The 21739-nt window shown below is 43.2% G+C and carries 26 protein-coding genes; 20 read left to right on the top strand and 6 right to left on the bottom strand.

The features are described 5' to 3' along the window. Positions 1-31: 31 nt before the first annotated feature. The 9 genes from J2Z65_RS30785 to J2Z65_RS30825 all read left to right on the top strand — a co-directional run bounded on the left by J2Z65_RS30785 (position 32) and on the right by J2Z65_RS30825 (position 8518). The gene (locus J2Z65_RS30785) at positions 32-1576 is read left to right on the top strand and encodes a lipopolysaccharide biosynthesis protein (RefSeq protein WP_167052057.1); all 1545 of its coding nucleotides are present in this window, start codon (positions 32-34) and stop codon (positions 1574-1576) included. 86 nt (positions 1577-1662) lie between these two features. Beyond that, the gene (gene galE, locus J2Z65_RS30790; protein ID WP_167052059.1) at positions 1663-2706 is read left to right on the top strand and encodes a UDP-glucose 4-epimerase GalE; all 1044 of its coding nucleotides are present in this window, start codon (positions 1663-1665) and stop codon (positions 2704-2706) included. A gap of 8 nt (positions 2707-2714) precedes the next feature. After that, the gene (locus J2Z65_RS30795; RefSeq protein WP_167052061.1) at positions 2715-3680 is read left to right on the top strand and encodes a glucosamine inositolphosphorylceramide transferase family protein; all 966 of its coding nucleotides are present in this window, start codon (positions 2715-2717) and stop codon (positions 3678-3680) included. Positions 3681-3705: 25 nt separating this feature from the next. Then, positions 3706-4311 carry a sugar transferase gene (locus J2Z65_RS30800; protein WP_167052063.1) on the top strand — a complete coding sequence of 202 codons (606 nt, stop codon included), beginning with the start codon at positions 3706-3708 and terminating at the stop codon, positions 4309-4311. Next, entirely contained in the window at positions 4298-5287 is a 990-nt protein-coding gene (locus J2Z65_RS30805; protein WP_167052065.1) for an ATP-grasp domain-containing protein, read from the top strand. Before J2Z65_RS30800 ends, J2Z65_RS30805 begins: the two co-directional genes overlap by 14 nt. Further along, positions 5277-5966 (top strand): HAD family hydrolase, encoded by a 690-nt coding sequence (locus tag J2Z65_RS30810; RefSeq protein WP_167052067.1) that lies wholly within the window; start codon positions 5277-5279, stop codon positions 5964-5966. The genes J2Z65_RS30805 and J2Z65_RS30810 overlap by 11 nt, the downstream gene beginning before the upstream one ends. 101 nt (positions 5967-6067) lie before the next feature. Next, positions 6068-7192, top strand: a complete 1125-nt coding sequence (locus J2Z65_RS30815) for a DegT/DnrJ/EryC1/StrS family aminotransferase (protein ID WP_167052143.1) — start codon at positions 6068-6070, stop codon at positions 7190-7192. Positions 7193-7651: 459 nt separating this feature from the next. Beyond that, a complete protein-coding gene (locus tag J2Z65_RS30820; RefSeq protein ID WP_167052069.1) occupies positions 7652-7993 on the top strand; it encodes a helix-turn-helix domain-containing protein in 342 nt (113 codons plus the stop codon). A gap of 183 nt (positions 7994-8176) precedes the next feature. Then, positions 8177-8518, top strand: a complete 342-nt coding sequence (locus tag J2Z65_RS30825) for a helix-turn-helix domain-containing protein (RefSeq protein ID WP_167052071.1) — start codon at positions 8177-8179, stop codon at positions 8516-8518. A 19-nt stretch (positions 8519-8537) separates the two neighbouring features. On the opposite strand, the gene J2Z65_RS30830 is transcribed toward J2Z65_RS30825, so the two are convergent. Continuing rightward, entirely contained in the window at positions 8538-8711 is a 174-nt protein-coding gene (locus tag J2Z65_RS30830; RefSeq protein WP_240159447.1) for an anti-repressor SinI family protein, read from the bottom strand. Between the two features lie 210 nt (positions 8712-8921). On the opposite strand from J2Z65_RS30830, the gene J2Z65_RS30835 reads away from it, so the two are divergent. Both J2Z65_RS30835 and J2Z65_RS30840 read left to right on the top strand, forming a co-directional pair. Then, a complete protein-coding gene (locus J2Z65_RS30835) occupies positions 8922-9788 on the top strand; it encodes a metallophosphoesterase (RefSeq protein ID WP_167052073.1) in 867 nt (288 codons plus the stop codon). A 312-nt stretch (positions 9789-10100) separates the two neighbouring features. Further along, on the top strand, positions 10101-10607 hold the full coding sequence (locus J2Z65_RS30840) for a tyrosine-type recombinase/integrase (protein ID WP_167052075.1): 507 nt from the start codon (positions 10101-10103) through the stop codon (positions 10605-10607). Between the two features lie 220 nt (positions 10608-10827). Here J2Z65_RS30840 and J2Z65_RS30845 read toward each other — a convergent pair whose 3' ends face one another. Beyond that, positions 10828-11196: a helix-turn-helix domain-containing protein gene (locus J2Z65_RS30845; RefSeq protein ID WP_193580746.1), complete on the bottom strand. Its 369-nt coding sequence runs from the start codon at positions 11194-11196 to the stop codon at positions 10828-10830. Between the two features lie 135 nt (positions 11197-11331). On the opposite strand from J2Z65_RS30845, the gene J2Z65_RS30850 reads away from it, so the two are divergent. Beyond that, entirely contained in the window at positions 11332-11760 is a 429-nt protein-coding gene (locus J2Z65_RS30850) for a hypothetical protein (RefSeq protein WP_167052079.1), read from the top strand. 411 nt (positions 11761-12171) lie between these two features. On the opposite strand, the gene J2Z65_RS30855 is transcribed toward J2Z65_RS30850, so the two are convergent. Then, entirely contained in the window at positions 12172-12600 is a 429-nt protein-coding gene (locus J2Z65_RS30855; protein ID WP_167052081.1) for a DUF2621 domain-containing protein, read from the bottom strand. Between the two features lie 127 nt (positions 12601-12727). Here J2Z65_RS30855 and J2Z65_RS30860 point away from each other — a divergent pair, with 127 nt between their 5' ends. The 4 genes from J2Z65_RS30860 to ppnP all read left to right on the top strand — a co-directional run bounded on the left by J2Z65_RS30860 (position 12728) and on the right by ppnP (position 17506). Then, complete coding sequence (locus J2Z65_RS30860) at positions 12728-13855, top strand: deoxyribonuclease IV (RefSeq protein WP_167052083.1); 1128 nt, start codon at positions 12728-12730, stop codon at positions 13853-13855. A gap of 59 nt (positions 13856-13914) precedes the next feature. Beyond that, positions 13915-14814 (top strand): formyltetrahydrofolate deformylase, encoded by a 900-nt coding sequence (purU, locus tag J2Z65_RS30865; RefSeq protein ID WP_167052085.1) that lies wholly within the window; start codon positions 13915-13917, stop codon positions 14812-14814. Positions 14815-15006: 192 nt separating this feature from the next. Next, positions 15007-17028: a transketolase gene (tkt, locus tag J2Z65_RS30870; RefSeq protein ID WP_167052088.1), complete on the top strand. Its 2022-nt coding sequence runs from the start codon at positions 15007-15009 to the stop codon at positions 17026-17028. Between the two features lie 160 nt (positions 17029-17188). Then, positions 17189-17506: a pyrimidine/purine nucleoside phosphorylase gene (ppnP, locus tag J2Z65_RS30875; protein ID WP_167052090.1), complete on the top strand. Its 318-nt coding sequence runs from the start codon at positions 17189-17191 to the stop codon at positions 17504-17506. A gap of 405 nt (positions 17507-17911) precedes the next feature. Here the strand turns inward: ppnP and J2Z65_RS30880 are convergent, their stop codons facing one another. The 3 genes from J2Z65_RS30880 to J2Z65_RS30890 form a co-directional block, all read right to left on the bottom strand. After that, on the bottom strand, positions 17912-18280 hold the full coding sequence (locus J2Z65_RS30880) for a hypothetical protein (protein ID WP_167052091.1): 369 nt from the start codon (positions 18278-18280) through the stop codon (positions 17912-17914). Next, the gene (locus J2Z65_RS30885; RefSeq protein ID WP_167052093.1) at positions 18255-18896 is read right to left on the bottom strand and encodes an ImmA/IrrE family metallo-endopeptidase; all 642 of its coding nucleotides are present in this window, start codon (positions 18894-18896) and stop codon (positions 18255-18257) included. The genes J2Z65_RS30880 and J2Z65_RS30885 overlap by 26 nt, the downstream gene beginning before the upstream one ends. Before the next feature lie 83 nt (positions 18897-18979). Continuing rightward, positions 18980-19384, bottom strand: a complete 405-nt coding sequence (locus tag J2Z65_RS30890; protein ID WP_167052095.1) for a helix-turn-helix domain-containing protein — start codon at positions 19382-19384, stop codon at positions 18980-18982. Positions 19385-19537: 153 nt separating this feature from the next. Between J2Z65_RS30890 and J2Z65_RS30895 the strand changes: the two genes are divergently transcribed. The 4 genes from J2Z65_RS30895 (at position 19538) to J2Z65_RS30910 (ending at position 21464) form a co-directional block, all read left to right on the top strand. Beyond that, complete coding sequence (locus J2Z65_RS30895) at positions 19538-19957, top strand: ArpU family phage packaging/lysis transcriptional regulator (protein ID WP_167052097.1); 420 nt, start codon at positions 19538-19540, stop codon at positions 19955-19957. A 252-nt stretch (positions 19958-20209) separates the two neighbouring features. Then, complete coding sequence (locus J2Z65_RS30900) at positions 20210-20827, top strand: minor capsid protein (protein WP_167052099.1); 618 nt, start codon at positions 20210-20212, stop codon at positions 20825-20827. Then, positions 20827-21027: a hypothetical protein gene (locus J2Z65_RS30905; protein WP_167052101.1), complete on the top strand. Its 201-nt coding sequence runs from the start codon at positions 20827-20829 to the stop codon at positions 21025-21027. The genes J2Z65_RS30900 and J2Z65_RS30905 overlap by 1 nt, the downstream gene beginning before the upstream one ends. Positions 21028-21065: 38 nt before the next feature. Continuing rightward, a complete protein-coding gene (locus J2Z65_RS30910; protein ID WP_167052103.1) occupies positions 21066-21464 on the top strand; it encodes a phage holin family protein in 399 nt (132 codons plus the stop codon). Positions 21465-21739 lie beyond the last annotated feature (275 nt).

The following is a 21739-nucleotide window of genomic DNA, read 5'->3' on the forward strand; positions in this document are numbered from 1 at the left end:
AAGCAAAACGTTTAAATGGAATGAGGGTAACATGAGGACAAAACAGGCTTTTTATATATTAATTTCAGCTTTAATATTACAGGTGATAACAGCAATAGCTGGGTTTATGTTACCGCCAATCAGAATAAGAACATACGGTTCATCAATAAATGGGCTGCTGGCTTCAATTGGTCAGTTTATAGCGTATCTACAAATTGTCGAAGCAGGGTTAACTACTGCATCGGTCCAAGCGTTATATAAACCACTTTCAAAAAGAGACTTTAATCAAACAGGGACTGTACTATCAGCATCAAGTAAGTTTTTTAACCAGTCTGGAGCATTATTCGCAGTGCTGGTCGCACTATTATCTGTTATTTATCCAATGGTAACAAAAGGAGAAGTTTCCAAGTCGTTGTCTTTTGCGCTTGTGATACTAATTTCTATTGGCGGATTAATAGAGTTTTTTTTAGGTGCAAAATATAGAATTTTACTAACAGCGGACCAAAAAGGTTACGTTTTAAATTTTGCAGGGGTATTAGGTACCATAATTAGTACTGTTTTAGCGATTTTAATCATGAAGTATGACCAGAGTATTGTACTTTTACAGCTGAGCACCGCTGTTATATATTTCTTAAGGGTAGGTGTGATAGTACTATATGTAAAAAAGAAGTATAAGAAAATAAACTTTAAATCCGAGCCTGATCTTAAGGCTATTAATAAACGTTGGGATGCATTCATACATCAGATTGCAGGTATTATCATTTTTAATACTCCTGTAGTGATTATTACCATATTCTGTGGACTAAAGTTAGTTAGTATTTATATGGTTTATAGCGTGTTGTTTGGTTCACTTGGCGCGTTAATAAATGCGTTCTCAAGCAGCCTTACTCCTGCTTTTGGAGAACTTATCGCATCAAGCGACAGAATAAATTTGAAGAAAGCATATCTTAATTTTGAGGTCTTTTATTATGCATTAATCGCATTTTCATTTGCAACGACAGCGATAATGCTAATATCCTTTGTCAAACTTTATACTCGTGGGATTCATGATGCTAACTATGTCGATCCTATTTTGGCAGTTCTTTTTGTTGTGGTAGCAATATTAAATCACATCAGAATTCCCCAAAACTTAATAGTTTCGGCTTCAGGACATTTTAAGGAGACAAGATGGAGAGCAGTTGCAGAAGCAGTGATACATATTACAATGTCATTAATTCTTGTCCAGTTTTTTGGTCTTTATGGTGTGTTGTTAGGATCGCTATGTTCATATGGTTACCGTGCAATTGATCTGATCATATATGGAAATATCCATATTTTGAAACAATCACCATGGGGATCCATACGCAGAATAATTACAAACATGGTACCTGCAGGTTTGAGTGTATTCATTTTTTGCATAATTCTGCCGGTTGTAACACAAAATTGGATGTCGTGGGTTATTAATGCAGTTGGCGTATCTTTTGTCACTATATTATTCATTATTGTTTTTAATATTATTTTTGATAAAGGGGCATCTAAGGAGATTTACCAGAGAATCCGTATTCTCTTATGGGAAATTTTTGGTAGAACGAAAAAATTAAGCAAACAACAGAATTGATAAATCGGTTTGCATATGATTTTACAAACTTATAGTTTTTTGAATTTTGCATTTCTATAATTGGATATTTGAAAAGGGTGGAACATATGGCAATATTAATAACCGGTGGATCAGGTTATATCGGAAGTCATACTTGTATAGAATTATTAAATGCAGGCTACGAAATTGTCATTGTAGATAATCTGGGCAACAGCAGTTTGGAATCGCTAAGGCGGGTAAGGGAACTGACAAGTAAAGAATTCAAATTCTATCAAGTTGATTTATTAGACCGAGAAGAACTCAATAAAGTATTTGCACAAAATCAAATTGAAGCCGTGATTCATTTTGCAGGGCTTAAAGCAGTGGGGGAATCTGTTGAGATTCCTCTTTTTTATTACCTGAATAACATGACCGGTACGCTTGTGCTGTGTGAATTAATGAAGACATATGGCGTGCAAAAAATGGTTTTCAGCTCCTCAGCTACCGTCTATGGATTTGCAGAACGTGTCCCAATCTCTGAAGATTTCCCTCTCGGCGCTACTAACCCTTATGGACGAACCAAGCTAATGATTGAAGAAATACTGCGTGATGTCTATGTATCGGATAATAAGTGGGGCATTGCAGTTTTGCGTTATTTTAATCCAATTGGTGCACATGAAAGTGGGCGAATAGGCGAGAATCCTAATGGAATACCAAATAATTTGATGCCTTATATTACTCAGGTAGCGATAGGGAGGCAAAGGGAGCTTCGGGTATTTGGAGATGACTATCCAACTTTGGACGGCACAGGTGTTAGGGATTATATCCATGTAGTGGATTTGGCACGGGGGCATTTGAAGGCATTGGAAGCGGTCATGGCTACTACCGGTGTGGAAGCCTATAACCTCGGAACAGGTCGGGGACACAGCGTACTGGAAATGGTCTCTGTTTTCGAAAAAGTGACCGGCATACATATTCCGTACACGATTGCAAAAAGAAGGCCAGGTGATATAGGAATTTGTTATGCTGATTCGTCTAAAGCCGAACGAGAATTAGGGTGGGTCGCCCAAAAAGGAATTGAAGAAATGTGCATCGATTCATGGCGATGGCAGTTAAATAACCCCGAAGGTTATCAAGAGGAAGCTAAGTTAACAGAGAAAATTACAAAATGAGGGTTGATATGCCTTTAATAAATACTAGACACTTAAAATCAATTAATAATTTGGTTTCTCTAATTCGAAAAGGTATGGATATTTCTACTTGGTCCATCGTAGTATTCAATTCTGATAGTCTAGTTTCCTCAGCCCCACAGGAAATCAATTTAGAGAAACCAACACTTCAAGCTTCTGATGTGACCGATGTTCCGGCTGAATTTGTAGCGGATCCTTTTATTATCCAGCATGATTCTGAATATTTCCTATTCTTTGAAGTCTTAAATAAAGCGTCAGGACGTGGGGAGATTGGACTTGCAACGAGTGCAGATGGTCATAAGTGGGATTACCAATGTTTAGTATTGCGTGAAAGATATCATTTGTCTTACCCGCAAGTTTTTAAATATATGGGCGATTATTTTATGCTCCCCGAAACATCAGAAGCAAACCGAGTCATTTTATATAGGTCTAGAAGGTTTCCTTTCGAATGGGAAGTGGCATGTGAGCTGTTCAGCGGCAGGTTCTTGGACCCTTCTATCGTTAATCATAATGATAAATGGTGGGTCTTCACAGGAACGAGAGAGGGGAATTTTCATCTGTTTTACTCGGAGAAGCTTGAAGGTCCGTGGATTGAGCACCACCAAAGTCCAATTATTTCAAACAATATGAGAATTACTAGGCCAGGAGGCAGAGTGGTTGTCTCTGACGGAAACATATATAGGTATACTCAATCTGTTTATCCTCACTATGGGAATTCAGTAAGTGTATTTAAAATTAATAAACTCTCTGAGATTGATTACGAGGAGGAAGAGATCACCTTAATTTTAAGTGGCACAAATAGGGAAAGTGATTGGAGAAAAGATGGGATGCACCATATAGACCAACTAAAACTGAACGAGAATCAATGGCTGGTAGCAGTTGATGGCCATAGAAATAGTAAATCCAGTTACCTCGCGTGGAAGCTTAATAAAATTAAAGCGAAAATTTGGAGTTAAAAAAGATGAGGAGATTTGATCGCTCATGAAGCGGCTATTCGATTTGCTAGTTTCCATATCGCTCTTATTACTTTTTATTCCACTAATCATAGTTGTTGCTCTGCTAGTCAAAAAAAAGTTAGGGTCTCCTGTTGTATTTAAACAGCAGCGACCCGGGTTAAAAGGAAAACCTTTCTATCTTTACAAATTTCGTACGATGACGGATGCAAAGGACAACGAAGGCAAGTTGTTATCCGATTCAATAAGGTTAACGTCGTTTGGACAATTTCTACGGAAATATAGTCTAGATGAATTGTTGCAATTGGTAAATGTAATTAAGGGTGATTTGAGTTTAGTTGGCCCCAGGCCATTATTGAACGATTATTTGCCTTTATACACGGAAGAGCAAGCCAAACGCCATAATGTGAAGCCGGGAATAACGGGATGGGCTCAGGTAAATGGCAGAAATGCGATCTCTTGGGAAGAAAGATTCAATCTCGATGTTTGGTATGTTGAAAATCAAAGTTTCTTTCTTGATTTGAAGATTTTAGCTTTAACTTTTGTAAAAGTGCTTAAGTCCGAAGGGATCCAGAGTGCTAATCATGCAACGATGCCTATATTTGAGGGGAGTATGAAAAATGTTGAACGGTAAGATGAATATTTTGTTTACTAGTTCAGGCAGAAGGTTGTCATTATTGCAGCAATTTAGGAAAGTGTTCGTTCAACATAACCTAAAAGGAAGAATTATGACTGCGGATCTCAAAAAGACAGCGCCTACCGCGTTTTTTAGCGATCAGCATTTTATAGTACCGCGAGTAAATGATCCCAATTACATAACGGAATTACTAAGAATATGTCAAAAGGAAGAGATAGACATCATCATTCCATTGATCGATACGGAATTGATTGTTTTATCGGAAAATCGACGTGTATTTGAAGAAGCTGGTGTGAAATTATTAGTTTCTAGTAAGGAATTAAACGATATCGCATGCGATAAAACCCAAACATATCAGTTTTTTCAAGATAGTAATACCCCAACCCCAAAAGTATTTAGTGATGATGAAATTAATAATAAACATTACCAATTTCCGCTATTGATCAAGCCTCTCGACGGAAGTTCTAGTGTAGGGGTTACCAAAATCAACAATGAGAAAGAGCTGCTCTTTTTTAAAGACTACATTCCCAACGCCATGGTTCAGGAGTATGTTACGGGAACAGAGTATACGGTTGATGTAATGGTTGATTTTAATGGAAATATAAGAACGGTTGTTCCAAGATTGCGGTTAGAAACTAGGGCGGGAGAGGTTAGCAAAGGGGTTACTAGGAAGGATAACGACATTATCTCCGCCGTAAAACAAGTGGTGAAGTCTTTACCGGGACCAGTTGGCTGTATTACCTTACAGTGTTTTAAAAAAGAAAATGGAGAAATAACTTTCATTGAAATTAATCCGCGTTTTGGTGGGGGAATTCCTCTTTCCATTGAAGCGGGGGCAAATTTTCCACTTTGGGTTCTTCAAATGTGCAGCGGTGAAACTTTCACGGAAGAAGATTACAATTGGCGTGAAAATCTAACCATGCTTCGATATGATGAGGCAGTCTTTACGGAGAGTATTCAACATGACCATTAATGCTTTGGTTTTCGACATGGATGATACCTTATATGAAGAGAAAGATTATGTGAAAAGCGGATTTAAAGCATTGGATCAATGGGTTATCAAAGAGTTCAAGATCAAGGGGTTTTATGAAACAGCATTAGATTTATTTCTCACTGGAGAAAGAAAATTACTTTTCAATAAAACGCTTGATAAATTGAATATTATTTATAATGATTCAATGATTAAGAGTATGGTGGAAAGTTATCGATCCCACGAACCTGATATTCAATTGTTAGAGGACGCGAAGTGGATTTTTGAGAACTTAAGGGATACGGTCAAAGTTGGATTAATTTCAGATGGATATTTAGTTGCTCAAGAAAAGAAAGTTAATGCACTAAAGCTACAAGAGAAATTACAGACAATAATTCTAACGGACAGATTAGGGAGAGAGCATTGGAAACCTAGTCATGTTCCATACGAGTATGCATGTCAGGAATTACAGCTTCCGCATGATCAGTGCGTTTACATCGGAGATAATATAAATAAGGATTTTGTTACAGCCAAGAAGCTTGGGTGGACAACAATCCAAATAGAGCGAAATGATGGAATTTACTCTGGAATTACTGCTGAGCAGGAGTATAGGGCCCATTTTAAAATCGATAATTTGAGGAAACTACCAGATTTACCTATGCTAAAGCACATGTTTGCCTAACAGCGCCCAGCGCTTTTTTTTATCCCCAAAAACCCCATAAAAAGGATGTGGCCAACCAAGTGTTTTCGAATAATAAAAGAATATATCTTTCCCCTCCGCACATGAGCGGGAATGAGCTTACCTATATCCAAAACGCATTTGATACAAATTGGATCGCGCCGCTAGGTCCGCATGTCGATGCATTTGAGAAGGAGCTTGCCTCCCACGTTGGGGTAAACGATGCAGCGGCAGTCAGTTCGGGGACGGCTGCAATTCATTTGGCGTTGCGATTGCTTGATGTAAAGGCAGGGGATACGGTCTTTTGTTCAAGTCTCACTTTTGTCGCGAGTGCCAATCCGATTGTTTATTTGGGAGCTACACCGGTTTTTATTGATTCGGAACCGGATTCTTGGAACATGTCCCCTCAAGCTTTAGAATATGCTCTGTTCGATGCCGTTAAAGAAGGGAAATTGCCGAAAGCGGTCATCGTGGTTAATTTATATGGTCAAAGCGCGAAGATGGACGAAATCCTGGAGATATGCCATACCTTTCATATTCCGGTCATTGAGGACGCTGCGGAATCATTGGGGTCCACCTACAAAGGGAGAGCCAGCGGTTCATTCGGAAAGTTCGGCATTTACTCCTTCAATGGAAATAAAATTCTTTCGACTTCAGGCGGGGGGATGCTGGTTTCCAACGATGTTGAGGCGTTAAATCGAGCACGTTTCCTAGCAACTCAAGCGCGTGACTATGCTGCACACTATCAACATAGCCAGATGGGTTATAATTATCGAATGAGTAATGTATTGGCGGGGATTGGCAGAGCTCAGCTAGAAGTTTTGGAGGAGAGAATACTTGCTAGAAGAGCGGTCTTTGAGCGGTATTATCAAGAATTAGCTGATCTGCCGGGAATCCGATTTATGCCGGAACTAGCAAATACCCGATCAAATAGATGGCTTACTGTTCTTACGCTAGAGGAAAAAGAGGCAGGGATATCCGTCGAGGCGTTATTAGATGTCCTGGCAGAAGAAAATATCGAAGCCCGTCCCGTTTGGAAACCGCTACACTTGCAGCCTCTATTTGAAGGGGGTAGATATTATGCGCATAATGAAAATGAGAGTGTATCCGAGCAATTGTTTAAAACGGGACTTTGCTTGCCGTCCGGATCTAGCTTAACGGAGGACGAGCAATCCAGGGTTATTGGGTGTATTAAAAAGTCGTTGAAGGCAAAATCCTTTAGTATCTGATTCCCAAGGAGTTTAAGCGCTTTCAACCATCTTCTGTTTATGGTGCTGAACCTTTTCAAACAAAACTTCTTTTAGCTCCAAGTCAAGGCAGTCCCTATAAAGTATAGAATTGTATGCATGCATAACCTTATGGTAAGTACGCTGAGCCATTTTCCATACACTTGTCGAAAGTGAATACATGACATAATCCCTCCCTTTTGTAAAACTTATGAGTGAATTGCCAAATGTATTCAATTAATAACGTGCTATTATGGAATCGTTCTTAATTAAGAATAAGGGTGGTGATTGGATGCATGAATTTGCAGCAAAGATGATGATTAATAGGAAGGAGATGATAGGAGAGAACGTGTGGCAGTGCCCGACTGAATTACACAATTTCTTTTTGATAGCTCGAGGAGTTGACAAGTTAAGAAGCAAAGGATTCTTTCCAAAAGTGTCACTGTGGAGTGAGGATAACCCATGATTGGTCAAAATATTTCAAGTATCCGTAAACAAAGGGGGTATACGTTGTCCGAGCTCTCCGAACGGACAGGTATTTCCAAATCCTATTTAAGCAATATTGAAAGAAATCTCAAGCAAAACCCTTCTATTCATGTCATGGAAAAGATTGCTGAGGTACTTAAGGTAGATCTCAAGTTATTACTAAAAATTGCCGTAGATGTAGAAACCAGCTATCAGATTGATCAAGAGTGGATGGATTTTATTGTTGATTTGAAGCAGTCAGGGATAGATAAGGAACGAATTCATGAATTTAAAATTTTAATTGAATTTATGAAATGGCATAATGACAAAGTTAAGTAAAATATGAATGATATATATTTCTTAGAGTTATGGTGTGGCCAACTAGATTATGATGGATAAAAGCAAAAAAGCCCCGTAGGGGGCTTTTTTTGTTCTTAATAAAATACAAAAATTGTTCTTTGCAGGAAATTCTGATATAATTAGAGGAGCAACTATAACTTTAAAACAAGGGAAGATTACAGAATGATTGGAAAACGCGTCCAACAATTGAGGAAAGAGAAAGGTCTGTCATTGACAGAGCTGGCTGAGCGTGCAGGGGTTGCCAAGTCGTATATAAGCAGCCTGGAGCGGGACATCCAGAAGAATCCTTCGATCCAGTTTCTTGAGAAAATTGCAGCTGTGCTAAAGGTACCTGTCGAAAGGTTAATTGACGAGCAGGAACAGACAACTGAGAACAGTCTTGAACTTGATCAGGAATGGTATGATATTATTAAAGAAGCCATGACGTCTGGGGTTGACAAGCAGCAGTTTCGGGAGTTTCTGGATTTTAACAAATGGAGAATGAAAAGACCAAGCGATGAATAATTAGAATTACTTTCTGAATCTATGGGGACATATGTGGATCATTTTCATTTGAATTAAGTGACTTTTGAGTAGTTTGGAAAGGGTTTTTTAGGAATGCGCGAATATCATCCATCGTAAGACCCATCTTACGCGCACTCATAATAAGATCGATCCACTCCGTATCAAACTCTTCGAAATCCATCTGATTTATCATGTTCACAAGCGACCCCTCCAAAACATCCTTTGTGATACAAATCGTATCTCTTGTGATTTATTATCGCACGTTTTTTCTGCGAAATCAATCCCGATCACATTAAAATTATACAAAGTGTATCAGTGCTTTTGCGACTCTCCTTCGACAAATAATGCGCGAGCACCAGAGTAATTAGACCCATAAACGCCTGAAGAGGGTGGGGAACAGACAGTGAACAATAGACGTATCAATCGCAGAACGTTTCTCAAGTATAGTTTGTCCGCTGTCGGTTCTATAGGAATTTTGTTGGGAATTAGTGGCGTGTATGGCATTTTCGGAGAGCGTTATTGGATTCAGTCGCAAACGGTTCGACTTGCATACCGCCGATATCCGGTAGCATTTGCTGGAGTACGAATTGTTCAGTTCAGCGACACACATATCGGCAAGTATTATAGCATGAAACGATTGGACCGAGTGGTTGCTCTGGTACAGCAGCATGAGCCCGACATCATCTGTTTTACAGGTGATTTATTTGATTCCGAATACGGTGTTGTCAGTGATGATGTGATCCCTGTTCTATCGCGGCTTCAAGCAGGTATGGGGAAGTTTGCCGTACTTGGTAATCATGATATGCGTCTGGATCCCGATCGAGTAAAGGATGTGCTTGAACGATCCGGCTTTACTGTTTTAGTCAACGCAAACAGAACTATTGAACGAGGCAATGGGCGTATAAGAGTTGTTGGGATAGATGAAATGTTCCATGGTAAACCGGATCTGCCTCTCGCACTTCGGGGTACTAAGAAAGACGAGTTTGTACTGCTGCTTGCGCATGAACCGGACTTCGCTGACACGTCATTGGTCCATCCAATCGATCTGCAGCTCTCTGGTCACAGCCATGGCGGACAAATTCGAGTTCCCTTCTATGGCAGTCTCTTTACACCTGACCTAGGACAAAAGTACTCTATGGGGCTTTATGCCTTCGAGAATAGTGAGTTTCACGTTTACACGAACCGCGGGATAGGAACAACATTGTTTCCAATACGGTTTAATTGTCGACCTGAAATTACTGTGTTTGTCCTTGAAACGAAATTGCTATAAGTCCACAAAAAACATTGTTAGCCTAACACAATCACATCATTCCGTGTCCCAATCGTTGTCATTGTTGTATGCCCTAGTACCTTGCGATTTTTAACAATGTACATGACCTATCTTAATAAATTGTTAATGTATCAAAACGTTCTTCATTAAGAACTATACGATATAGATCATTTATCAAATTTGTGATACAATATGTAACATACTACAATTAGGAGGATTGATAGATTACCTGGTGCGATTACATGCTATAGCAAAAAAAAATAAGTTGTAACATACAATGAAATTTGATGAAGGTTATGTGAGGTGCTATTCATGCAAGTTGTGCAACCTATAAGAGATCAAGAGAAAATTGAACAATTACAAGAAGTCTTGAAAGAGCAATCGATCCGAGACTGGCTTCTTTTCACAATCGGGATTAATTCCGGACTTCATCTTAGCGATCTGTTGTGTTTGAAAGTAAGGGACGTGATGGATCGAAATGTCGTAAGTGTACGGGAGGAAAAGACGGGGAAAGTAAAGACATTTCAGCTGTCTTCGCAGCTTAAGGCTTATATTAAGGAATATATCCAGTATATGGACGAAGATAATTACTTATTTCCGTCCCAACGAACAGGTAATCCAATCAAAAGAATTCGAGTATACAGGATTTTAAATCAGGCAGCCAAGCAGGTCGGTTTAACAGATATCGGAACTCATACGCTTCGTAAAACATATGGCTATCATTACTACCTAAAAACCAAAAACGTCTCTGTTCTTAGAGACTTGTTTAATCAATCTGCCCCATCAGTGACTTTAAAGTATATAGGTGTAAATAAGTAGAAGTAGCTGATCATCATAACTTTGTCTCAAATTAGATACGTAACGTATCATATTCCGTGTAAAAAGGATTTCATTGCTTTTGAGAAAAGCTGAGCGTTGGGAGTAGGTCTACATATGAATCAAGAACTGAAGATTTCCATCGATAGTCTTCAGATTCTTCAGTATCTAGGCATCGACAAACAGAAATTTCAGACTCAAGATGTAAAACTTCCTTTACATACTACTCCAATGAACGCTCAGCCCTTACAAAAGCAATGAATCGTTTTGCTTCATCTGGCGAAAGTCTTCTGCCATCAACGGTCAACGAAAACTTTTGTAAAATATTCTCGTCGGTTAAATCGAGATTTTCTACGAAGTCCCGTACATCGTTATCAAGAACAGTTTGCTGAAGGTTGGTTCGTCCAAGCAAATAGTCAATAGATACATTAAAAAAGGTTGCTATTTTATTGATGGTTTCATAATCAGGTTCACGGCGGCTTGTTTCATAGTGAGAAAGGGATGCCCTAGATATTCCAATTTTAATGGATAATTCCTCTTGGGTCAGTCCTCTTTTTTCACGTAAGAGGGCAATACGGTCTCCATACTTCAGCTTGATCATTCCTCACTGTTTATTTTTCTACCATTATATCCACTGTGTTTAACGAAATATACCAGAAAACCATTATATCAAAGCAGAGAATCATTTGACTAGATACAAAATGTATTAAGGTGGTGTGAAATACTTATGACAATGACGAAAAGAAGTAAGTTATCACTGGTTTCACCTCTTCAAGGCAAGCTAACGATTGTTCAAATTAACAAAAAACCGATCCATACGAAATATGCAATGATTGACATTTTGGAACTCGAGAAGGCTCAATTTACTTTCGAAAGTCCATTAAATTTGCCTACTGATCATGAAGTTATTTACGGTTTTGGGTTTATGGTTTCGAATCGCATGTTTCATAGTGTAGGTCACATAGAACTTGTGAATGAAAAAAAGGATTCCTATGTATATAAAGCGGCTATTCAACCTAATGACTATGAAGAATCCGAAATCCTATATGAAATAAATCAACTTGCAACGTTACAAAATAAGGAATTCGTTAAGTTAACAAAAAGCTACGATCCAGACCGAATTTTTGATGATGTTGTTGTTGACTACATGTGTTGAAATAAATAAACCCCTTGTTTAGTTACGAAATGTATCTTATAATGATTTATATATACATATTGTAACAATATGCGACATTTAGATAGTAAGGGGAGAAAATAATGGGTAATTTAGATACGGTGTACTGTATAGAATGCAATTCAACGATGGCCAAGTGTTATGCAAAAAAAATATTTAAAACGGGTTTTTACCACACAACAATTCCATTGGCTCATTGCCTGAAATGCGAATCATTACGCAGTATGTGCATACATAGATATGAAGAAATGACATCTGAGACTTGGATTTGAATGGATAAGGCGGGATCAGCTTGCTAACGTTTGATAGGACCTATTGGGGATACGGTAATTTTAGTTGTAATAACAAATAAGCCACTCTTTTCTTTTAAATAAGAAAGAGTGGCTTTTTTGATTAATTCAGTAAATGCTTATAAGCGCTGTAGTCAATCTGCTCTTTCTCAAGAAAGCTGGTCAAACTCCTGTAATCGCGCCGCGGCGTCGCAAGTATGTACCCCTCGATGCAATGCTCTCTCGTCACTTCATTCGCATTAGCCTCCAAAGCAACCTGTCCGATTCGAGCGGCGATGGAATGCTTGGCAATATCTCTAAAAGCGCTCGGCACTGGAGAGACCAACTGATCGAGAAACGCTTTGGAGTCTTCTGTCCATAGATGGCGGGAATTGTCGACATAATGATTTTGCCAATCGAGCTTGGACTTCCCGTCTTCTTTGGGAAGCACCTTCAAAAACTTCCGAAACATGAAGAAACCGCCAACTGACATGAAGAAAAGCAGGACAAATACCCAGAAAATAATGAACCACATGAAAAAATTGTTAACCATTTATTTGTCACCTCACTGCCAAACCGTTATATATGATAAGAATTATACCTTATTTCTAGATTTCTTGCGACAATCCGAGTAAAATAGGAAGGTAGCAGACAGATATTCAATAAAGGAGCAATGGATCATGCCCAAAATTGGCTCACACGTTTCGTTCTCAGATAAAGGCTTGTTAAATGCAGCTGAAGAAGCAGTTTCATACGGTTCTTCTACGTTTATGATATACACGGGCGCACCGCAAAATACGCGCCGCAAACCGATTGAAGATCAATATATCGAAGAGGGCAAAGCTTTGATGGACAAGCATGCAATCAACGAGATCGTTGTGCACGCTCCCTACATCATTAACTTAGGCTCCTATAAAGAGGATACTTTTGAATTAGCGGTTCGCTTCCTTCAAGAAGAAATTCGCCGGACCGCGTACATCGGGGTACGCAATATCGTGCTTCATCCAGGGGCTTATACGGATAAGGACGCAGAGTACGGAATTGCCCGAATCGCCGAAGGGTTGAATGAAGTATTGGCTGGCGTGAAAGACACAGATGTGAATATCGCGCTGGAAACGATGGCTGGCAAAGGGACCGAAATCGGCCGCAGCTTTGAGGAAATCGCGGAAATTATGGAGCGCGTTGAGTTCAACAACAAACTTACGGTTTGTATGGACACCTGCCATATTCATGATGCCGGTTATGATATCGTGAACGACCTGGATGGTGTGCTGCATCATTTTGACAAAGTGGTTGGTTTAGAAAAGCTGGGCGTCGTTCACTTAAACGATAGTAAAAATCCCCGCGGAGCCGCCAAAGACCGCCATGCGCCGCTAGGCTCTGGCTGGATTGGTTTCGAGGCGATGAATAATGTTGCTAACCATGAGAAACTGCAGCATTTGCCAATGATTCTAGAGACGCCATGGATCGGTAAAGAGGACAAGACGCAGCGTCCGATGTACGAAGCGGAGATTGCCCTTTTATCCGGTAATCTTAAAGGTCGTTTCGGCGATGAGTTCTTGGATCACGTTGAGCGGATCGATCATTTGTTTGGCAAAAAGGATATTCATTTCCGCGATTATGTTCTGAAAACTTGGGACATTTTGAAAAATGATGCGAAAGCCAAAAAAGCGGACGGCCGCGAGCCATTAGAGCGCTTGTATGATATTTTGCATGAGGAAAGACTGTTGTCCGACCTTAGCGAGGAGCAGTTGAACCAACGACTAATCGTTTGGCTTGCTGGTCAGGATATACTTAAGAAGGCTTAATATAGATAAAAGGACGACGAAGTCGTTTATCCTTGAAAAAGCAATATAGGGGGATTCACATGGAACGCGGAAGTACAAATGGCTTGTCTCGCAGGGAGAGCGAGTGGGCGAATAGAGCAAGAATGTTGATCTCCTGTCCGGATCAGCCGGGCATCGTGGCGGCAGTTTCGCAATTTTTGTTTGAATACGGCGCGAATATCGTGCAATCCGATCAATACACCATGGATCCGGAGGGCGGCATGTTTTTCATCCGGATCGAGTTCGACTTGGACCAACTGGAGTCCCGTGTCGAGCAATTAAAAGATGCTTTCTCCGCCGTTGCAGGAAAGTTCTCCATGGATTGGAGTCTGTCCCTGGCTAGTCAGAAGAAGCGCATCGCGATCTTCGTATCGAAGGAAGATCATGCTTTGCTTGAGCTTCTCTGGCACTGGCGGGCGGGCGATTTGAATGCCGATATTGCGATGGTTATCTCCAATCATCCCGACATGCAATCGTTGGTGGAGCCTTTCGGTATTCCGTATTACCATATCCCGGTTACGGCAGATACGAAGGCTGAGGCTGAGCGCCGCCAGCTAGAAGTGGTAGGAAACAAGGTGGATGCGATTGTTTTGGCACGCTATATGCAGATCGTTTCGCCGTCTTTCATCAAGCATTACGCGAATCGCATCATTAATATCCATCATTCATTTTTGCCTGCCTTCGTAGGCGGTAAGCCCTATGCCCAAGCGCATAACCGCGGCGTGAAAATTATTGGCGCAACGGCGCACTATGTGACGGATGAACTAGATGGCGGACCGATTATTGAGCAGGACGTTCAACGGGTTAGCCACCGTGATAATGTAGAAGATTTGAAAAGAATCGGGCGTCATATTGAACGGATTGTTCTCGCCAGAGCTGTTGCTTGGCATGTGGAAGATCGTATCATTGTTCACAACAATAAGACTGTCGTTTTCAATTGATGGGAAAGCTAGGCTGTATCCGATAAGGATGCAGTCTTTTTTTGGCAGAGAAAAACATATCCGATGTGTTTTAGCGGTTTATTGTGGCAAAGCCTCAGAGCAAATGGTACAATAATGCAAGCGAGAAAAGTCACTTGTATGTACAAGTTAAAGACTTACGTAAGTATAGACATATAGGAGGGAATTTTCGAAATGACAGCAACAAACAAAACAATTGAGCAATTAGCAGTCGACACGATTCGTACTTTGGGTATCGACGCCGTTGAGAAAGCCAAATCCGGTCACCCAGGTATGGTTATGGGCGCTGCCCCTATGGCATACGTGCTGTGGAAACAGCATATGAAGCACAACCCGGCTAATCCGAAATGGGTCAATCGTGACCGCTTTGTGCTTTCCGCGGGTCATGGTTCCATGCTCCTATACAGCCTTCTTCACCTGTGCGGATATGATCTGCCGATGGAAGAGATCAAAAACTTCCGCCAATGGGGAAGCAAAACGCCAGGACATCCGGAATACGGTCACACAGCAGGTGTTGATGCAACGACGGGTCCGCTTGGACAAGGGATCGGTATGGCGGTTGGTATGGCTATGGCCGAAGCGCATCTGAGAGAGACTTACAATAAAGAGAACTTCCCAGTGATCGACCATTATACATATGCGATTTGCGGCGATGGCGACATGATGGAAGGCGTTTCTTCTGAAGCGGTATCCTTGGCTGCCCACCTGAAACTAGGCAAATTGATCATGCTTTACGATTCAAATGATATCTCGCTGGATGGCGAGCTGAATATGGCATTCTCCGAAAATGTTCATGCACGTTTCGAAGCTTACGGCTGGCAAGTGCTGCGTGTAGAAGAGCAGAATGATCTTGTTGCGATCTCCAAAGCTATCGCTGAAGCAAAAGCTGACACGACTCGTCCTACTTTGATCGAAGTGAAAACGACGATCGGTTTCGGAAGCCCGAACAAAGGCGGTAAAGGCGGTCACGTTGGACCTCACGGTTCCCCGCTCGGCGGCGACGAAGTGAAATTGACGAAGCAAGCGTATGGCTGGCCGGAAGAGCCGGACTTCTTGGTTCCTGATGAAGTTCGTGCCCACTATGCGGAGATTGGCAAAGAAGGCGCTGCAGCTGAACAAGCTTGGAGCAAACTTTTGAATGAATACATCAAAGCTTATCCTGAGTTGGGTAACCAGTTCAGCGCGGCTGTCAACAATGAACTTCCAGCAGGCTGGGATGCAAACCTTCCGGTTTACAGCACATCAGACAAGCCGATGGCGACTCGTGTAGCTTCCGGTAATGCGATCAATGCGATTGCACCTTTGCTTCCGCAACTGATCGGTGGTTCTGCGGATCTGGCGAGCTCTAACAATACAATGATCAAAGGCGAAGCTAACTACAGCGCTAGCAACTATGCTGGCCGCAATGTATGGTTTGGCGTTCGTGAGTTCGGTATGGGTACAGCGATGAACGGTATGGCCTTGCATGGCGGCGTAAAAGTATACGGTGCAACGTTCTTCGTGTTCTCCGACTACCTGCGTGCATCCATCCGTCTGGCAGCTCTTATGCAGCTTCCGGTTATCTACGTGCTGACGCATGACAGTATCGCGGTTGGTGAAGATGGACCGACGCATGAGCCGGTTGAACAGCTTCCGGCGCTTCGCGTAATTCCGGGCATCACGGTTATTCGTCCGGCTGACGGAAACGAAACTTCCGAAGCATGGCGCTATGCCGTTTCCCAAGCAACGGGTCCGGTTGCCCTTGTCTTGACGCGTCAAAACCTGCCGATCCTCGAAGGAACAGTTGAAGGCGCGAAAGCGAACCTGAGCAAAGGCGGATACGTGGTATCCGACGCTGCGAACGGTAAGCCGGATGCTCAAATTCTTGCAACAGGATCTGAAGTGCAATTGGCTGTCGCGGCGCAAAAACTGCTTCAAGCTGAAGGTATCAGCGTTCGCGTTGTCAGCTTGCCAAGTTTGGAACTGTTCGAGAAACAGTCCAAAGAATACAAAGATTCCGTCATTCTTCCAGACGTCAAAAAACGTCTTGCTGTCGAGATGGCTTACCCACTTGGTTGGGAGCGTTATGTTGGTGACCAAGGTTCCATCCTGGGCATTTCCACGTTCGGTGCTTCTGCGCCTGGCGATCTAGTTCTGAAAGAGTACGGCTTCTCGCCAGAGAACGTTGTGGCTCGAGTGAAAGCTTTGCTGGCTTAGAAGCAGAGCAAAAGCAGGAGCAAGGGCAAAAGCAAAAGCGAGAGAAATACCATCGCACCGCGTGCGTACGCACAATTGCGCGTTAGTTTACAATGCCACAGCCCACCTTGCGTGGGCTTGGTCTTTATTTATAGCCATTTTAGAGGGGGAATTATTCATCATGTCCAGCTTTGAAAATGTAACAGTATTAACGAAAGCTAACGTTTATTTTGATGGTAAAGTAACTAGCCGCACGGTACAATTCGCCGACGGCACGAAAAAAACACTGGGCATTCTGCTTCCGGGTGAATATGAATTCGGAACAGATGTCAAAGAAATCATGGAAATCCAAGCTGGTGAGCTGAAAGTACTCCTTCCAGGCAGCAGCGAATGGATCAGCATCAATGGACAAGGTGAATTCACCGTGCCAGCGAATGCGAAATTCAAGCTTGATGTGAAAACCGTCAGCGATTATATTTGTTCTTATATTAGTGAGTAATAAGGCTCGAAAAACCGCGGAAACAGGCGATAACACGTGAAGGTCCACGGAAAATCGTGAAAAAACGCGGTGAACCGCGAATCCAGCGGTAACTCATGGAACCCGCGGAAAGGCGCAAAAATCCCATACACTTTGTGAACTTGGTTCACGAGTGTGTGGGATTTTTTTGTGAAGCGGAATTTCTCGCCGCGAGAGAGCGTTGCGAGACGTCCAAAAAGGCCGTCTCAGGAGCGGAAACGGAGCAGATGTGTCGTGAGACGACCGAAAAGGCCGTCTCGAAGGAGATAAGCCGCAAACAGAGGAAGTTTGCGGCGTGAGAGGCCCATAGCACTACACCCTCCACCTAACTCTCACCACATCCGTCGCTTAGAGCCACACTCGCTGTTATGCGCTCCACTCACAGCTTTACTTCCAACGATACAAAGACCTGGTATCCATCTGCAGCACCTCTTCGATATCATTCATCCGCAGCCATAGCTGTTGGATATCGGCGAGCTCTTCTAGGTGCGCTGCATGCCGCTGACTAAGCCGAGCGAGGGAGATGCCGATAGTATGTGGGCGTTCAGGATGGACGATGAGGTCCTCCATGAACACGGAAATACCGGCGTCGAGATCGCCGATGTCCTCCATGACCAGCTGCTGAAAAGGCGCTCCCAGCGGAATGTACAGTGAGCTTCGGCTGAAATCGAGCTCCTCCGGCCTAAACCGTAATGATAAGAGGACCGGCACGATTCCCTCTTCATGATAATCATAGAATACGGTTAGTTTTGCCATCTGCCAGCACCCCTTTTGACTTCAATTGCCCCAGTTTGTCCATAATGAGGCGAGTTGCGTCGGACCAGTTAGACGGATCGTATTTACTCGCCTGACTTTGCGTATATTGTTGATACTCATAATCCAGAATCCCCTGCAAGACGCGCCTTTGAATTTGGTCGATTCGCGCTTTCGCAAGACGGAAAGTGACTTGAAATTCTTCGGAAAGGTAAGCGATCATTTCATTTTTGTGCTCGGGCAGCGTCAGCTTCTTCAGCATGGCGAGAGGGATCGCCGCGTAGAGTTGGAAGGCGGATGCGTCCTGCTCCTGCCAATTCACATAACGGTCAGGCATGGCCATCTGGTTGCCGGAGTGCCGGAGAACGTGGCACAGCTCATGCAAGAAATCTTCCCATTGCTCCTTAGGGGAGAGCCTGCGGTCAACGTTGATGCTGAACTGCCCGTTATTTTCGACGGCCATACTGTTCATATCCATAGTATACACCCATATGCGCAGTTTTGCCGCCAAATGGGTCACGCTAAGCTGAGCCGGCGTTGTGATTTCATACTGCTCATATAAAGCTTCGACCCACTGTTCCAGAGGGGTGGTTTGATAGTGAGTAAACAGGGGAAACACCTCAATTTTTATAATATAGGAATGTACGTTCGCTTATTAAGTAAAAAGAAAAGCCCAATGGGCTTGGCTTTATGTACAACGTATTATTGCTCGCTATCCGGCATACGGTTGATCTGCTGCTCCTTGATAAAGTGCCAGAAGCGGAGCATTTCATCCCGTCGTTCCTTGGGCGCACTTTGGAAGTCCTTAAAAAATAAGCTAACCTCAGGATCATCGATGTCACCAATCCCCGGTTCGGCGGAGATATCCAGCGAATCTTCTTCCGTCGGCGCAAAGCCAGCGAGCAGCAAGAGCTCGTCCTTGTCTGCGCGATTCAACGCATCGGCCAGCGCGATTACCGTTTCCCTCGATGGACTGAAGCGGTTATTTTCTATGGAGTTAATAAACGAATAACTAACACCGGACCGTTCTCCAAGCTCTCTAAGGGTAAAATGGTTCTGTTTACGCAGCTGCCGGATTCGAAGGCCGAACTGGACCATATCTTTCATCGATTCATCACCTGTTACTTATTGTAAATGGTTAAAGGTACAAAAAACAAGAGGAATTTTTGTTACTCAAAACTTTTGTGTTGAAATTATAAACAAGCATAAGGTATGATTTGTTTAGAAGTTCAAAACAACAAATTTTGGGAGATGATAAGGATGCTGGAACAAATGTTACATATAGAGGGCGAGCAGATGGATAAGCGGGCTACCCGGAAAAAGGTGGAGAGTCTGCTCGAAACAGTTCGCTTGTATCAAACGCTTGGAGCTGTGCGGAGAGAGAACAGCAGGCCGCATGCGTACAAAGTGGCGGAGGAATCCGCTGCATATAAAGTCGCTTCTACTTCGGAGGAGCAGGCTGCTTTCTTAAGTGCCGAGGTTGACCAGGCACTGTCACGGCTGGACGAGCAGGAGCGGGAAATTATACGGAAACGTTATTTGCAGAAGGAGAAAACGCTGGATTATTTGCTTTACTTTGAGCTTAATTTGAGCGAGCGGACATATCGAAGGGTGAAAGCACGCGCGATGGAGAAGCTGGCTTACATGCTGCGGGCAGAAGTGATCCGAACCTCTGAATAGCTCTTATAAGATGGCCGGGAGTTGACAGTTCATCTTAAAAAGAACGTGGTATGATCGTTGTGTAGACGCGAAGGAGGAGATCCTGCTGAATAAGGTAGCTGCTTTCAAGCAGTTAACAATTAAGCTCTTTTGGCCTCTTTAGCAAGGCAAGCCAGGAGCGATCAGAAGAAGGAGTTGATATTCAAAAGAAAAAATGTTTTGAATTTCAAAACATTTTAGCTCGACAACTTTAGAAAGGAGCGAGAGAAGCGAATGAGTAACATGGCCAAGCAATTGGCGTTGTATTTGCAAGGGAAAGGAGAGGGGGCTCTCGGCACCGATCTATTCGTGGATAGCGAATCGCCGAGCATGAATGAGGCTGTTACAATTTGTCACGTCGGAGGCGGCGCTGAATCCAGGCTCGACGCACCGGGCAGCTGGCGCAAGCTGAGTTTGCTGGCCAGGAGTGCGAGTCCCGAAGGGGCACAAGAGAGAATTTGGCGCATCATTGCCAGACTCCTAGAGCCAGAGGGGGGCGTAATTGACATGGACGGCGGGCTTTACACGGTGCATATTACTGCATTGCCTGCTGTACAGCCCTTGGATGCAGAAGGCAGATGTTCCATGAGAGCCGTCCTTCTGCTTAAGCAGGTGAAGCCTGTCGTCGAATCGTGGCTGGAAGCCATTTCGCAATACACACAATCTGCACTTGGGGGGCAGTGGCGCGTCTATCGCGGATTTAACGGAACTGCCGCCCGGCGGTCTCGTGGCAGTGCACAGGCTGGCATAGCGCAGCAGTGTCAAGAGGCACTCCTCAGCTGTCCAAGCAGTTCGTCGGACAAATTGCCGCCAGGTCGGCCAGCGAATACCAGCTGGCAGCGCAACTGCTGATGCTGGGATTCGCTGAGCAGGCGAAATTGCCGCTGGGAGGTATGGGCGGCAAATGGTTGACGGTGCTCGATGCGCAAGCTGCGACGCGCTCAGGCGACCTGTCCACGGGAGTGATGACCGTGACGTTAACGGGGGCCGCAGCGGCTCCGCAAGTTTCAATGCCACTTATGACCGGTGTGCCGCAGTCAAGATTCATTTGATGACATCCCTTCCATCACACTTGAAAGGAGCGAAACCGATGAACCAAATTTTGTTCAGCTCGATTTTAGCAGGACTTGGGGCGTGTGTGACCTATGCCTTCGGCGGGGTGACTGAATTGTTTGGCTTTTTTCTGATGGCAATCTCCGTCGATTATGTTACAGGCATTGCCGCCTCCATGAAGGAGCAGCGGGGTTTGAACAGCCAAGTTGGCTTCTGGGGTCTTACCCGCAAAGGGATGATGCTGCTTGTCATCATGCTGGCTCACCGCATGGACTTACTACTGAATACAAGTCTAATGATGACAGGAGCAACCTATTTCTATTTGGCAAATGAGTTTATTTCAATTACTGAAAATTACGGAAGATTAGGGCTTCCGCTGCCGGGCTTTTTGAAGCAAATAATTCAGGTGCTGCGCAGCAAAGGAGATGGGCTATGAGCAAGGAAAACCTCGGATATGCCAATGTTCTTCTGATAGGCATTGTTGAAAGGAGCGATTCTACACGATCTGACCAATAATAAAAGGTGAAAGGGGAGTAAGAGACGAGTGTGGAAAGCGTCCGGGCAGCTATGAAAGCTGCAAGTAATATATAAGGTGCGGGGCATGTTGCTTCGCACATTTTTGTGCGACGGGCAGTCGCAACTTTAGCGGATATACGCTATGAGCAACGAATACAAACGACGATGACGTTACCTTGGTAAATACGAGTCGAG

The organism is Paenibacillus aceris (genome assembly GCF_017874035.1).
In the GTDB taxonomy this organism is placed as follows: domain Bacteria; phylum Bacillota; class Bacilli; order Paenibacillales; family NBRC-103111; genus Paenibacillus_E; species Paenibacillus_E aceris.

Coding starts and splice junctions, on each gene's coding strand:
- J2Z65_RS30785 (WP_167052057.1), top strand. CDS start 32: ATGAGGACAAAACAGGCTTTTTATATATTAATTTCAGCTTTAATATTA.
- galE (WP_167052059.1), top strand. CDS start 1,663: ATGGCAATATTAATAACCGGTGGATCAGGTTATATCGGAAGTCATACT.
- J2Z65_RS30795 (WP_167052061.1), top strand. CDS start 2,715: ATGCCTTTAATAAATACTAGACACTTAAAATCAATTAATAATTTGGTT.
- J2Z65_RS30800 (WP_167052063.1), top strand. CDS start 3,706: ATGAAGCGGCTATTCGATTTGCTAGTTTCCATATCGCTCTTATTACTT.
- J2Z65_RS30805 (WP_167052065.1), top strand. CDS start 4,298: ATGTTGAACGGTAAGATGAATATTTTGTTTACTAGTTCAGGCAGAAGG.
- J2Z65_RS30810 (WP_167052067.1), top strand. CDS start 5,277: ATGACCATTAATGCTTTGGTTTTCGACATGGATGATACCTTATATGAA.
- J2Z65_RS30815 (WP_167052143.1), top strand. CDS start 6,068: ATGAGCGGGAATGAGCTTACCTATATCCAAAACGCATTTGATACAAAT.
- J2Z65_RS30820 (WP_167052069.1), top strand. CDS start 7,652: ATGATTGGTCAAAATATTTCAAGTATCCGTAAACAAAGGGGGTATACG.
- J2Z65_RS30825 (WP_167052071.1), top strand. CDS start 8,177: ATGATTGGAAAACGCGTCCAACAATTGAGGAAAGAGAAAGGTCTGTCA.
- J2Z65_RS30830 (WP_240159447.1), bottom strand. CDS start 8,711: ATGATAAATCAGATGGATTTCGAAGAGTTTGATACGGAGTGGATCGAT.
- J2Z65_RS30840 (WP_167052075.1), top strand. CDS start 10,101: ATGCAAGTTGTGCAACCTATAAGAGATCAAGAGAAAATTGAACAATTA.
- J2Z65_RS30850 (WP_167052079.1), top strand. CDS start 11,332: ATGACAATGACGAAAAGAAGTAAGTTATCACTGGTTTCACCTCTTCAA.
- J2Z65_RS30855 (WP_167052081.1), bottom strand. CDS start 12,600: ATGGTTAACAATTTTTTCATGTGGTTCATTATTTTCTGGGTATTTGTC.
- J2Z65_RS30860 (WP_167052083.1), top strand. CDS start 12,728: ATGCCCAAAATTGGCTCACACGTTTCGTTCTCAGATAAAGGCTTGTTA.
- purU (WP_167052085.1), top strand. CDS start 13,915: ATGGAACGCGGAAGTACAAATGGCTTGTCTCGCAGGGAGAGCGAGTGG.
- tkt (WP_167052088.1), top strand. CDS start 15,007: ATGACAGCAACAAACAAAACAATTGAGCAATTAGCAGTCGACACGATT.
- ppnP (WP_167052090.1), top strand. CDS start 17,189: ATGTCCAGCTTTGAAAATGTAACAGTATTAACGAAAGCTAACGTTTAT.
- J2Z65_RS30880 (WP_167052091.1), bottom strand. CDS start 18,280: ATGGCAAAACTAACCGTATTCTATGATTATCATGAAGAGGGAATCGTG.
- J2Z65_RS30890 (WP_167052095.1), bottom strand. CDS start 19,384: ATGAAAGATATGGTCCAGTTCGGCCTTCGAATCCGGCAGCTGCGTAAA.
- J2Z65_RS30895 (WP_167052097.1), top strand. CDS start 19,538: ATGCTGGAACAAATGTTACATATAGAGGGCGAGCAGATGGATAAGCGG.
- J2Z65_RS30900 (WP_167052099.1), top strand. CDS start 20,210: ATGAGTAACATGGCCAAGCAATTGGCGTTGTATTTGCAAGGGAAAGGA.
- J2Z65_RS30905 (WP_167052101.1), top strand. CDS start 20,827: ATGCTGGGATTCGCTGAGCAGGCGAAATTGCCGCTGGGAGGTATGGGC.
- J2Z65_RS30910 (WP_167052103.1), top strand. CDS start 21,066: ATGAACCAAATTTTGTTCAGCTCGATTTTAGCAGGACTTGGGGCGTGT.